This is a genomic window from Pseudomonas sp. 8 R 14 (assembly GCF_900005955.1).
Taxonomy (GTDB): Bacteria; Pseudomonadota; Gammaproteobacteria; order Pseudomonadales; family Pseudomonadaceae; genus Aquipseudomonas; species Aquipseudomonas marginalis.
Window position 1 is genome coordinate 1 of the sequence record NZ_CVTH01000034.1, and the last position, 12,656, is coordinate 12,656.

Annotated in this window: 11 protein-coding genes; 5 read left to right on the forward strand and 6 right to left on the reverse strand. The window is 57.8% G+C overall.

Going from position 1 to position 12,656, the window contains the following annotated elements:
- From BFQ01_RS04850 to BFQ01_RS04860, 3 genes are all read right to left on the reverse strand, one after another.
- The coding region (locus BFQ01_RS04850; protein ID WP_176718735.1) for an RHS repeat domain-containing protein at nucleotides 1-2,074 on the reverse strand (2,074 nt) is incomplete at its 3' end.
- Between the two features lie 198 nt (nucleotides 2,075-2,272).
- A complete protein-coding gene (locus BFQ01_RS04855) occupies nucleotides 2,273-3,754 on the reverse strand; it encodes a methyl-accepting chemotaxis protein (RefSeq protein ID WP_065924420.1) in 1,482 nt (493 codons plus the stop codon).
- Between the two features lie 96 nt (nucleotides 3,755-3,850).
- The gene (locus BFQ01_RS04860; RefSeq protein WP_065924421.1) at nucleotides 3,851-4,657 is read right to left on the reverse strand and encodes a TatD family hydrolase; all 807 of its coding nucleotides are present in this window, start codon (nucleotides 4,655-4,657) and stop codon (nucleotides 3,851-3,853) included.
- Nucleotides 4,658-4,893: 236 nt separating this feature from the next.
- On the opposite strand from BFQ01_RS04860, the gene BFQ01_RS04865 reads away from it, so the two are divergent.
- The 3 genes from BFQ01_RS04865 to BFQ01_RS04875 all read left to right on the forward strand — a co-directional run bounded on the left by BFQ01_RS04865 (nucleotide 4,894) and on the right by BFQ01_RS04875 (nucleotide 7,424).
- Nucleotides 4,894-6,312 (forward strand): transglycosylase SLT domain-containing protein, encoded by a 1,419-nt coding sequence (locus BFQ01_RS04865; protein WP_065924422.1) that lies wholly within the window; start codon nucleotides 4,894-4,896, stop codon nucleotides 6,310-6,312.
- A 104-nt stretch (nucleotides 6,313-6,416) separates the two neighbouring features.
- Complete coding sequence (locus BFQ01_RS04870; protein WP_027606966.1) at nucleotides 6,417-6,851, forward strand: DoxX family protein; 435 nt, start codon at nucleotides 6,417-6,419, stop codon at nucleotides 6,849-6,851.
- Nucleotides 6,852-7,115: 264 nt separating this feature from the next.
- On the forward strand, nucleotides 7,116-7,424 hold the full coding sequence (locus BFQ01_RS04875; protein WP_065924423.1) for a hypothetical protein: 309 nt from the start codon (nucleotides 7,116-7,118) through the stop codon (nucleotides 7,422-7,424).
- 2 nt (nucleotides 7,425-7,426) lie between these two features.
- Here BFQ01_RS04875 and BFQ01_RS04880 read toward each other — a convergent pair whose 3' ends face one another.
- The 3 genes from BFQ01_RS04880 to BFQ01_RS04890 are packed head-to-tail and all read right to left on the reverse strand — an operon-like array spanning nucleotide 7,427 to nucleotide 10,836.
- Nucleotides 7,427-9,172 carry a Gldg family protein gene (locus tag BFQ01_RS04880; RefSeq protein WP_065924424.1) on the reverse strand — a complete coding sequence of 582 codons (1,746 nt, stop codon included), beginning with the start codon at nucleotides 9,170-9,172 and terminating at the stop codon, nucleotides 7,427-7,429.
- Between the two features lie 15 nt (nucleotides 9,173-9,187).
- Nucleotides 9,188-9,913: an ABC transporter permease gene (locus BFQ01_RS04885; RefSeq protein WP_065924425.1), complete on the reverse strand. Its 726-nt coding sequence runs from the start codon at nucleotides 9,911-9,913 to the stop codon at nucleotides 9,188-9,190.
- Nucleotides 9,910-10,836 (reverse strand): ABC transporter ATP-binding protein, encoded by a 927-nt coding sequence (locus BFQ01_RS04890; protein ID WP_065924426.1) that lies wholly within the window; start codon nucleotides 10,834-10,836, stop codon nucleotides 9,910-9,912. Before BFQ01_RS04890 ends, BFQ01_RS04885 begins: the two co-directional genes overlap by 4 nt.
- A gap of 210 nt (nucleotides 10,837-11,046) precedes the next feature.
- Between BFQ01_RS04890 and BFQ01_RS04895 the strand changes: the two genes are divergently transcribed.
- Both BFQ01_RS04895 and greB read left to right on the forward strand, forming a co-directional pair.
- On the forward strand, nucleotides 11,047-12,030 hold the full coding sequence (locus tag BFQ01_RS04895) for a hypothetical protein (RefSeq protein ID WP_027606971.1): 984 nt from the start codon (nucleotides 11,047-11,049) through the stop codon (nucleotides 12,028-12,030).
- Nucleotides 12,031-12,143: 113 nt separating this feature from the next.
- Nucleotides 12,144-12,617 carry a transcription elongation factor GreB gene (gene greB / locus BFQ01_RS04900; RefSeq protein ID WP_027606972.1) on the forward strand — a complete coding sequence of 158 codons (474 nt, stop codon included), beginning with the start codon at nucleotides 12,144-12,146 and terminating at the stop codon, nucleotides 12,615-12,617.
- Nucleotides 12,618-12,656 lie beyond the last annotated feature (39 nt).

Here is a 12,656-nt window from a genome sequence, read left to right on the forward strand (position 1 = left end):
CATCGGCGTTGTGCAGCGTGACACGGCCGTCGTTCCCCCAGGCATACCGCGTATCCATCTGGGAAAAACTGGCCCAATGCCGAACACATCGCGCAGCCTTGCCCGCCCGTTCCCATTCCCAAAAGAAACTCGCCCCACCGGCCAGTCCACGCTCAAGAATCACGTGCTGATCGTCGTAGCGATAAACCTCGCTTTCACCTACCGCATTGGTCGCCGAGACCAGTCGGCCAGCGTCGTCATAGGCGTAGGAAACGACGGTCTGCTCAGTAATCCAGACATACGGACCACGGTCTTCGGCCCGCTGCACCTGGTAGTCCACCGCGACGATGCGGCCCGACGCATAGCTCAGGAACAGCGCACCCCCCGCACCGTTATCCAGCCGCTCAATCCGCCCCAGAAAATCCCGAGCAATCCGCAACCGGTTGTCGTACGCATCACTGATCGAGACCAGCACACCGTCGCGAAAGTGATAAAACCGCGACGCCTGGGACAGCACCAGTTCGTCCGGCGATGCGCCCAAATAGATCGCTGCTTCGGCCAAGCTGTTGGTGATTGCAGGCCGAGCAACGGTCGGCATCGGAAACGAAGTACTGCGATTCTCATGGTCCGTCCACACCACCGAATCGCCTGAAACAGAAAGCCGATGCGCCAGCGAATGACTCCAGCCAAACCCCAACCCGACATCCACTTCCACCGCACTGGTGCGATATAACCGTGTCCACTCGAACGGCAAGATTCCATCCAACGTGCCGTCGGTGAGGGTGAGCAATTCCTCCCCGGTAACCATCGACACCGGGCAGCCGTTGGTGACGGTCTTATCCGAAGATGCCGTCGCATCCCCGTTCGGATTCTTCCCTGAAACCGGAACATCATCGACAGGCTCCTGCCTGACCAACACCGTCTGCTGAGTCTTCCCGCGAACCGCCGGCACCGGGTTCGAAACCACATGCTCCCCCGCCTTCAACGGCGCAACCGGTACAGTCTTGATCGCTGTCGCGGGGCCACCGAGCAGCAAAGGCTTCACCGCCTCGACATGCGCGTCCAACGTCGGCCCCACCAACTGATCAGCCAGCCTCTCCAGCCACTTGTGCGCTCGTCCGGATTTGATATGTCCCAGCACCTGAGCGCCCAGGCGAATCTGCACGCCCATGCCACGGGTCGCCCAGATCAGAAATAGATTGATCAGTACCTCACCGGTGATCTCGCCCAGCACTTCATACATCTCGGGCGGCGGTAGCAGGCGTAGCCAACTGACCATGGCCGACAGGTAGATAAACAGCAGCGGCTCATCGCTGAGCACCAACAGCCCCTTTGCGATGGCGTCGTTGCCCAGCCTCAGCAGTTCATCGAGTTCAGTCTGGGGGATGTAGGCCAACAACTTCTGGCTGTTGGCCTTGAGGTCCGCCAGCAAGTCATACAGCTGCGTAACGTTGTCCCACAGGTTGTAGAGCGCCTTGGCCATCCCGCTTGAAAACGCCAAACCTTGCATCGCGCTACGTTCGGGCGGCGTGGCGTTGGCGAAGTCGTTCCATTGGGGCTGGAAGGTCTTGGTCCATTCGTCACGCAGGCGACTTTCCAACCCCGCGATCACCGATTGATAAGACGCATACAGCGCCTTGACGTGATCCCTGGAAACGTTGGGGTAGAAACTGATTCGGTACGGCTGGTTGCGATCACACTCGGTGATTTCGAGGATGCCGCTGGGACCGATGGTCCGATGGAGTGGTGCGCCGAGCGGGCTGCCGTCCTGGGCAATGGCTTGCAGCATCACCGGCGTATTGCCGATCGGTACAAACCGAGTGCTTTCGAACATATGCACCAGGGTCAGCGATCCCTGGGCATCGCACCTGGCGACGGTGTTACTGGGGGTTTTGGAGGAAGCCGGCGCCACCAGCGCCACCTCTTCCCCAACTTTGAACACCTGATCCACTTCCAGTGCCGAAGCGCTCAAGAACCCCTCGGCCCACTCATCAAAGGTATTCAGGCAACCGCGAAAGTCACGAAAGACGCGCTCAACGTCCGGCGCCTTGGCATCCATGGGGGCCAGGACAAAGCTGGCAATGACGGGAATCAAGAGGCAGCCCCGACAACCAGGGCATTAACGGGTAGGTGCATCGGCGGTCCCTCGCACTGAATGATCAGGCGAGAGACTTTGGAGAGGTTCGTCAGGTAAAGAAGTCGGCGCTATTCGCCAGGACGGCTAGGAGGGTTCGCCAAGACTTCGGGTAAACGCAGAGTCGATCGTAGGAGTCGGATTACAGGTGGAGAAGCCCTACAGCTTCAGTTGCCCAATCGCCTTTCTCAACTCACCAGCCAACGTTGCCAGCTCATTGCTGGTGGTCGCCGAATCCACAGTCTGTTGCACGGTGTTCTCGGTCACATCACGAATGCTCACCACTGCGCGGTTCATCTCTTCGGCCACGTGGCTTTGCTGTTCGGCGGCGACGGCGATCTGGGTGTTGCTTTCACGCATTTGCGCCACGGCGGTGGTGATTTCGGCGAGCGCTGTGCCGGCTTCCAGGGCTTGTTGTACGCAGTCGTCGGCCTTGAACGAGCTTTCCTGCATGAAGTCCACCGCGTCGCGGGTGCCGGCCTGCAGAGCCGAGACCATGCGGGTGATTTCGTCGGTGGAGCTTTGCACGCGCTTGGCCAGGTTGCGCACTTCGTCGGCGACCACGGCAAACCCACGGCCCATTTCCCCGGCGCGAGCCGCTTCGATGGCGGCGTTGAGGGCGAGCAGGTTGGTCTGTTCGGCGATGCTGTGGATCACACTGACCACGCTGTTGATTTTCTGGCTGTCCTCGGCCAGTTTCTGGATCATTTCGGCGGTCTGTTGCACGCCGGAAGACAGGCCGGCGATTGAGTGCTGTACGCGGGTGACCACGTCCTGACCGCTGCCAGCGAGGGTGTCGGCGGCCTGGGACAAGTCGCGGGTGGCACCGGCATGTTGAGCGATATGGTAGACGGTGGCGGTCATTTCGTTGATGGCGGTGGCGGCCTGGTCGGTCTCGCTTTGCTGGCCAAGCATGCCGTGTTGTACCTCGTTCATGCTGCTGGCCAATCGAGCGGCACCCTCGTCCAGAAGCTTGGCGGTGCGCGCCACGGTGCTGACCACGCGCTGATAACCGGCTTGCATGGCATTGAAGGCGCTGGCCATCTGGCCGACTTCATCCTTGCAGGCCAACGGCACGCGGGCCGACAGGTCGCCGGTTTTCTCCACGTGCAGCATCACGTCCTTGAGGGTGTTGAGTTGGCTGAGCAGGAAGCGGATCAGCAATTGCGAGGCGCAGAGCATCGCCAGCATCAGGATCAGCACCGCCACGGCATAGTTGGCGAAGCGTTCACTGAATACCTGGCTCAGGCTGGGGGCGTGGGCGAGCACGGCGATGTATTGCCCATCAGGGCGGGCGATCACTTCGGCGCCCATCAGCGTGTTTTCGCCGAACAGCGGCATGGGGTTGAGTTCGACCCAACCCGTGTTGCTGCTCAGGGCTGACAGATCCTGATCGGCCAGCTGTGGGACTTGGCCGCGGGCAAACGTCAGCCAGTGCTCGCTATTGGGCAGGGCCTTGTCGGCCGGCCAGGCACCGAGCAATTGCGCCTGGGCCTGTGCCGAAGCCTGGGACGCATGGCTGCGCGATTGCTGTTCGAGATGCACGGCGTACAGCACCAGGAGCAGGGTCGTGATAAAGGCGACCGCGTTGACGGCCCAGAATTTGTATTTCAGCGAGATATTGCTAAGCCAGGCACCCATGGAAGGTTTTCTCTGATAGCGGAAACAGCATTGGCAAGGTGCCATTATTGTGCCGCTACTCAGCAAAGCGGTTTTGACATGGGTCAATGCACCGCATCAATCCACGGCAGGCAGCCCAAAAAACGCGCGGGCACAGGCGGTGCTGTGCTGAGCCAGGTCCTCGGCCGTTTCGTTGCGATGCAGGGCGACTTCGCGCAGCACTTCCGGTAGGTAGGCGGGTTCGTTACGGCCGTTTTTCGGCTTTGGACGCAGGGTGCGCGGCAGCAGGTAGGGCGCATCGCTCTCCAGCATCAGACGACCACGGGGAATTTCCCTGACCAACGGATGCAGGTGCGTCCCACGGCGTTCATCACAGATCCAGCCGGTAATGCCAATGTGCAAATCGAGATCGAGGTAGCTGAACAGCGCCGGTTGTTCGCCGGTGAAGCAATGCACCACGGCGGCGCTCAGGTGGTCGCGGTAGTCCTTGAGGATCTCCAGCAGGCGCTGGTTGGCGTCGCGCTCGTGGAGAAACACCGGCAGTTTGAGCTCAACCGCCAGAGCCAAGTGCTCTTCGAGGACTTTTTCCTGTTGCGGGCGCGGAGAGAAATCCCGATTGAAATCCAGCCCGCATTCGCCCACCGCACGTACGCGGCTTTCGCTGAGTAAACCGCGCAGGCGCCTGGTGCTATCGCCGTTCCAATCGCTGGCGGAGTGGGGGTGGATGCCGGCCGTGCTGAACAGGCGTTGGCCGCTGTCATCGAGGTTGACGCACAGTTCCAAGGCCTGTTCGCTGCCGTCGACGCTGGTGCCGGTGAGCACCAATTGTTGCACCCCGGTGGCATAGGCGCGGTCGAGAACGGCCTGGTGCTTCTCGTCGAAACTGGGGTTGGTCAGGTTGACGCCGATATCAATGAGTTGCATGGTGCTATCTCCGCCTGCGGCCGGAAAGCATATCAGAGCTGTAGATTTATAAGAAAAACGAAGAACTACAACGAGTTATAGCTGTCTTTGAACGTCGCAAGTGACATCGTGGTTGGCTGCACGCCTTGCACTGTGCCACCGTTGCGCGTCTTGCCAGCGCTTAAAGCGCTCTGTATCTGACCCCCAACGCCTCGTTTTTCGCGAGGGTGTTGGCCAGTATTCTTTCCGGAGAGCGGATGATCCGACCCTCGGCGTTGCTTATGTTGTGCCTGACGCTGCTGCTGCCCGCGGCGGCGCTCGCACGTCTGGACGGGCCGCTGGAAGTGACCAGGCCCGGCAAGGTGCGCGATCTGGCGGAGATTCGCTCGAGTCGCACCCTGCGTGTATTGGTCAACCAGAGCCGTAACAGTTCCGGCGAGGTCCAGGGCCAGGCCATCGGTGTCGAATACCATCGCCTGCGTGCGTTCGAGCAATACCTCAATGGCCACGCCCGTGATGGCCAGGAAATCAACCTCAAGATCATTCCCAAGGCCAAGGACCAACTGCTCGGCGCACTCGCCCGTGGCGAAGGTGACCTGGTGGCCCCCGGTGAATTGCTGGATGTGAAGGCCGCACACAAGATCAGCACCAGCGATCCGATCGCCAGCGGTGTGCCGTTATGGCTGGTGGGGGTGAAGGGTGAGCGGCGGTTTACCAAGCTGGAGCAGCTATCCGGGCGCACCCTGGCGCTGACCACCGGCAGCGCGGCGGCGGATGCCATCAGCCAGGTCAACCAGAAACTGGCCTTGCACAAACAGCCGCCGGTCAAGGTGGAATGGGTGGACCCGACCCTGGCGGTGGAGGATGTGCTGGAGATGGTCCAGGCGGGTATTTTTCACCTGACTATTGTCGAGAAGCCGATTGCTGAGCGCTGGTCGAAGATCCTGCCCAAGTTGCGCTTCGACAAGCAGGTGGCAATCAGCGAACCGGGCGATGAGTACTGGTTTGTGCGCCAGGACGCCTCGATGCTGCGGGCCAGTATTGATCGATTTCTCAAGACCTATCGCACGCCGTCCGACCAGGATGTGGCATTCCAACGCATCTATCGGCGCCTCTACCAGGTGCGCAACCCACTGGCCCGTGTCGACCGCCAGCGCTTGGAAAAACTGCGCCCGGTATTGCAAAAGCACGCCCGTGAGCAAGGCATGGACTGGCTGAACCTCGCGGCGCTGGCGTTCAAGGAGTCGGCTTTTGACCCGGGTGCGCGCAACAGCGGCGGCCCTACGGGCCTGATGCAGATCACCCCTTCGGCAGCGCAGCGGGTGGGCGTCAACAACATCGAAAGTCTCGACAGCAATGTGCAGGCCGGCGCGCGTTACCTGGCGTTGATCCGTCGTAAATTCTTCGCCAGCCCCAAGCTCAACGAGCGCGAGCGCATGGCCTTCGTATTGGCTGCATACAACATGGGGCCGGAGCGGGTGCAGGGCATGCGCACCGAGGCCAGGCGCCGGGGCCTGAATCCAAACCAATGGTTCTTCCAGGTGGAACGCATCGCCATGGAGCAGGTGGGGATGGGGGGCGTCAGCTATGTTAATAGCGTCAACAAGTACTACTTGGCGTTTGATCGGGAGCGAGAGTCCCTGGAACCGCCGGCGCCGAAAATCGCCTCGAAATAATCTATTTTTTCGATGTTAATCAGGCATTTTTTCGGCTTTTATCATTACTTAAACTGATTAATATAGCGGCCAACCAACCCCTACTTCGAAAAGGATCCACCCCCATGAGCCCAATGATCAAAAGCGTACTGTCCACTCGTGCCGGCTACGGCCTGACCATCCTGCGCATCGTCGTCGGCATCATCTTTGCCGCCCATGGTTCGCAAAAACTCTTCGGTTGGTTTGGCGGCTATGGCCTGGCGGGCACCGCCCAGTGGATGGAAAGCATTGGCCTGGCGCCGGGTACCCTGATGGCGCTGCTGTCGGGCGGAACCGAGTTCTTTGCCGGCCTGGCACTGATCATCGGTTTGCTGGTACGCCCGGCGGCATTGGGCCTGACCATTCTGTCGCTGGTGGCGATCTTCTCGGTGCATATCCATAACGGCTTGTTCATGGCCAACAACGGTTATGAGTTCGCACTGGCCCTGCTGGGCGGCTCCCTGGCGGTGCTGCTGGAAGGTGCTGGCAAACTGTCTGCCGACCGCGCCATCGCCAACTGACACCGGCACAAAACTCTGAAAAGGCCCACCACTGTGTGGGCCTTTTCGTTGCTCGGGATTCTTGACACCGCCCCACCGGCTTCTCTAGGATGCTGCCCATGCGCCGATTTAAACAGCTAATTGCGGGGCGCCACTGGGTCTCATCAATAGGGCCCGACAGAAGCCTGTTCTCCCCTGGGGAGGCAACTTCGAAATACCGCTAAAGCGCTGGTTCGGTGTTGCCTCTCACCTGCCCGCAGACTTTTGAGGCAGAGACACGACACGATGAATGCACTACGCCCCCTGATACGCCTGGCCCCGATCACCGCGGACCTCACCCAACGCAATCCAAAAATCCTCCTGGGCGGCAAGCATCAGCCTACGCTCTTACGTTATCTGGACGGGTGGCCACGTCGCAGCGGGCGGCCATCGGCATTCTTGATTCAGTTTGTGGAAGATGGCGATTCTCTTGCCCGGTTTGCGAATAACAGCTTCGATCTTGCGGTTATCCAGGCCCCCAGCGCGAGCGACGCGCAGGAAGTCATCCGACAATTGACCCGCATTGCCCGGCAGGGGCTGATTGCCAGGCGTTGAACTCAGTAGAGCGCGACGCCCGCCTGTAGTCGACGCCGTCGATTGCACAGGAAAACCACCCAGGCAACCAGGCATAACATCAGGGGTATCGCCAGTGCCACGAGCATTTTTATGGCGAACTCCAGGCGACGTACTTGCGCGTATGCCTCGGCTTTCAAGGCATGTAATTCCATTGGCAAGCGCAGTCGCTCTTTGTTGAGTGCAACCAATTGGGTGGTGGTGTCCACGGTCTGGGAGCCGAGCTGCACCTCCGTTGGGCGCAGCATTTGCCATTCATATTCTGTCCGTAGCAGGCGTTGTTCCAATTCAGTCGCCTTCTGCGTGTAGGCGTGTACGGCGCTGTCGCGCATCCGTTCCAGCCTGTTTGGCGATCTTTGCGCCGACGCGTGCGGGCGAATATTGGTCAGTACATCACCGGCGGACAAGTTATCCAGCGTATTCAAGATAAACAATGTGTTGCTGTCGGGCGCTGGGCTATTGACTTGATCCGTGAGCAAATCAGTGTCGGCGACTACCACCACATGGATCTGCGCCGCTTTTTGCACAGCTGCCGGCTGTCCTTCCACGCCATCGAGGAATGCTGAATAGGCAGGCCCCTCTATACGGGCTGCAATCACATGGCGTTGTGTTTGGCTGGAGGCCTCATCGGCCGTTGAATCAAGCTCGGTTGCTGAGGCAAGCCGGTCGGTTTCCTGCAACTCGGATTGCAGGGAGCTTTGCAGGAGAGGGGTCAGGGTCGTGCGGCCTTTCTGGCGGCGAAACAGCACGCCGCTGCTTGATACCGTCACGTTATTCAATTTCCAGGTGCTCGGATCGCCTGTGTTCATTGCCTGCCGGGGCAGGATCAACCTGCCCGGATGCTGCACTGTGAACTTCCCTTTCACTGGTGTGTGCGACGCCGCGTAGCGGTGATCGAGCAGAAACTTGTTCGCCGGCATCTGTATTCCCCAAGCGGCAAGCAAATCAGTCAGTCGGGTATTGGCGGATGGGGTGTTCGAGCTTTGCTCGCTAAACGGGTCGATAAATGCCATCAATTTACCGCCCTTTAAGACAAATTGTTCAACCGCATATAACGATTGCTCAGGCAGCGCCTGTGGATGCACGACCATGAGCGTCTTGACCTGTTCCGGCACGCGCTCGGTGGTTGCTCCCAGATTGACCAGATTGAAATGTCGCTGCAGTGCCTTCAACAATCGGTCCGCGGATTCTCCCATCGCCAGCCCTGACAGCAGTCCGATAGCGGGGCGCTCCGGATGCTGCAACTTGTAGATCAAATGACTGATTTCATATTCGAGCAATGGCTCACGATCCAGGCTGAATGATTCGATGCGTTGCGCTCCATAGCCGGCTCGGGTGCCGATCAGGCCCATGAATCCCGCATTGTCGTCGAGGCCAAACAATCTGGCTTTGTAGGCGTCCTCTGAAAAAGGTATGGGATCAATAAGGTGCAGGTTGATCATGCCTTTTGCTGCTTTTTCGTACTCCATCAACCGGTCTTCGATGCGCTTGCCATAGCGTTTCAAGGTGTAGCTTCGTCCAGGGCTGTCATGGGCATTGAAATAATACAAATCCACAGGGTTTTCCAATGACGCGAGTAACTGTCGTACTTGAGGCGATAGGGTATGCGTTTTTCCTTGTGAGAAGTCCCATCGGATATTTGGAATTTTTCCTACCCAAACTAAGTTAAACGCCAGGAATAGTAACAGGATAACAGTGAGTGTCATGCCGGTGCGCAGAGTAGGTCGCATGGAGGGCTTTCCTTCTCAGCTGTGTCTATAGTTGAGAGTGACGGTCGTCGCTGCGAGAAAGGCCAAGATCATGCTGATGAAGTAAAGCATGTCACGAAGCGTGAACTTTCCATTGTCGATAGCGCTGTACCTCGAAAAAGGGCTGAGGGAGACCAGACTGTCCACCGCCCAGGTGGGGGCTTGATGTTCAAGTGCATCGAGTAAATAAGAGAATGCGCTGACGATAAGCATAAAGCCCACAGTCAGTATGAAAAGGGCAGTGCGTTGCCGCACCAGTGTGAAAATAAAACAGCCGACGGCTAGATAACTGCCCGCCAGCAGCCAGCTCGATATAAATTGCGAGGCAATAACGCTGTTGTCCGCCACTCCCAGGTAGTTGGCAATGATCACGAGAGGGAAGGTCAATATCAGGGCTGTGGCCGCCACGACCCAGGCTGCTAGAAATTTGCCGATAACCCATTCAAACGTGGTGATGGGTAATGTTTTCATCAGGTCGAGAAAACCGGCATTGGACTCGTCCGACCAGAGTTGTGCCGCCAGTACTGGAATCAGCAATAAATAGAGCCAGGGGTGTAGCTGGAAGAAAACCTGCAAGTGACTGCTGTCCTGTTCTGGCCAGGCGCTCATTTGCAACCCCAATGCCACGGACAGTACTGAAAAAATGGCAATGCTCAGATAGGTGCCGGGTGTACCGGCATAGTGGACGAGTTGACGCTTGAATATGACGGGCAGCAGTTTCAAAGGGGGGTCTCTCGGCTCAGATAATGAACTACGTCGCTGAGGCGACCAGGCTCCAGGCTCAGTGAGTTGATTTTCCAGCGACGATTGGCAATGAGCGTATTGATATGGGGGTAGATGGTGTGCCCCGGCATGGCCAGGACGGTCACCGTGCCGGGTGCATGCCGATGTTCTTCGATGCCTGCCACCCCCGGCAGTACGGCGAGAGCCAGCAGGTCCAAGGGGGCATCTGCGGCGAGGGTGACCGCCTGGAAATGGCGAGAGTCGCGTTGCAGATCTGGCATGGGGGTATCGGCCACCAGGCGATCACCTGCGATAACCAGGGCGCGCGTACAGAGTTCGGATAATTCATCGCAGTGTCGGGAAGCGACGATCACGGTCATTTCTTGCGTCAATGACTGGATGAGGCTCCTGAATTTGTATTTCTGATCAGGTGCCAGCCCCTCGGTCGGTTCATCCAGTAATAGCAAGGCAGGGGTGTGCAGGATGGCCTGGGCAATGGTGACTTTGCGCTTCAAACCGATGGAGAGAGCCTCGAGGGGAGCGTTGAGCACCGGCAACAACTCCAGTTGCGTAGCGGCATAGTCCACCTGTGCGCGTTTTTCGGTGCCGCGCAGTCCGCGAATGGCCGCGATGTAGTCAAGGAATTCTTTAACCGACATCGTAGGATGACTGACGCATCTGTGAAGTTGGTAGCCGATAAGTTTTTTTGCTCTTAATGGATGGGCTTTAGTATTGAAGCCTTGGATTTTTATATGCCCGCTGGAAGGCGTGGTCGAGCCCGATATTACGTCGAGAAGGGCCGTTTTAACTGTAGGATTTTCTCCGAATAGTCCCAGGCATTCCTGTTTGTTTGCGCTGAATGAAAAATCGCTGATTATTTTCTTATTGTTTAAATGTTTTGTCAGGTTGATGATTTCGATCATTTAGCGTGGTGTGGTCGTGGAGGGAGAGTTTGAAAAGGGTACGAGCAATATCTGTTTTTGGGAACGCCGCTCAGCATTAATAGGAAAAGTCCTACGTGCGCGCTAGGCACGTCGCTGAAACAATTGTTTTGTGTTTTTAACCTTTAATTATTGAGTGATGGTCTGAAGGTTATAGAGACTTTTCGAATTTTGTAATGAGGCCCGATCACCATGATGCTTCTACGTACCCTTGTTCTTGAACGCGATGGTCAAGATGCTCCGGTTAACGGTGCATTGCTCTGTGGGTTTGCTGTAGGCCAGATTGCCTCCAACTTTCTTGTTTATAGCTTGGATGAAGAGGTTGAGCCGGCGAGTTCCAGGGTGTATGTCGCCGCCTTGCGCAAAAAACTTGATCGGTATTTTCTGGGGGGAGTGGAGTCCAAGGAGGACCTGCATGTGGCAATGCATGTTTTCAAGCAAATTCTCACCTCGGCGGCGGCAGGCACTAAAGCGGGTGTTACCGAAACTCAGGTGCCTTATCATTTTATCGATTTAAAAGGCTGCAAGCTGCCGCCTGCGAGGCCCGAAGAGCATCATTCGGTGATCATCAAGAAGGCCCTGGTGATGAAAGTGATCTCCCTGGGAATGTCTGCGCCGGTGCTGCCGGCAATCGAAAGTGCTTCATTAATTGTGCCTTCCATTCGTTTCTCATCGAAAATGAGTTCATCTGTCAGGGGGGCGAATCCACCCGAGCCTACTCCGCTTCCCGTACCTGAACCTGTCGTAGAAGAGCCCCGGCAGATGTTGGTCGACGCGCCTGTGGCCATTGTCCAGGATGTACCTGTTGTCCTGAATGAGCCAAGCGCCCCGGCGCAGCCGAAGCTTTCGGCGCCCGCGGACGACGACCACTTGTTTGAAGTAGGCAGTACGCTGACCAACCTGGCTCGTGTTGCTCAGGAGCTGGCCCAACAGAAACTCGCTGCGTCGGAGAGGGAAACCGCGCTTGATCAATGGCAGGCCCGCTTGCAGCAGGAGCAAACCCAGTTGGATGAAAGGGTCCGGGATCTGGAGCAGCGCACCGCTCAACTGCATGACCAGTCCCTGGCAGTCAGTCAGCGGACCGAAGCCCTGAAGGTGATGACCTCGCAAGTCTCGAGTTTACGCCAGAGCTTGCGGGGCGTGCTGCTTGAACTGGATCAGACGTTGGATAGCTAGACAGGCCTGGCTACTTTCCTGGGTTCATTTATCATCAGCGCCAGCGAACCGACGCCTGGATGTGATTTCCTGCCTTATCGGTACCTATGGACATTGCCTGGGGATGCATGCGTTTGAGTACCAAGCTGATAACCAAAGAAGGTCATGAAGCGCTGAAGAAAGAGTTGGATTACCTGTGGCGCGAAAAGCGCCCGGATACCACGCGCAAGGTGACATGGGCTGCTTCCCTGGGGGATCGCAGCGAGAACGCCGACTACCAGTACAACAAGAAGCTGCTGCGCGAAATCGACCGGCGGGTGCGTTACTTGCGCAAGCGCCTGGAAGACATGCGTGTGGTGGAGTACATGCCCGAGCAGGAAGGGAAGGTGTTTTTCGGCGCCTGGGTCGAGATTGAAAACGAACAGGGCGAGACCAAGCGTTTTCGTATCGTCGGCTATGACGAGATTTATGATCGGATGGACTATATTTCCATCGATTCACCAATGGCCCGTGCGCTGCTGCGCAAGGAAGTCGACGATGAGGCCATTGTGCAGACCCCGGGAGGTGAGGTGTGCTGGTGGATCACCGCTATCGAGTACGTGAAGTAAGCGACATTGACCCGCCCCCCGTGAGGCAGGCGGGTCATG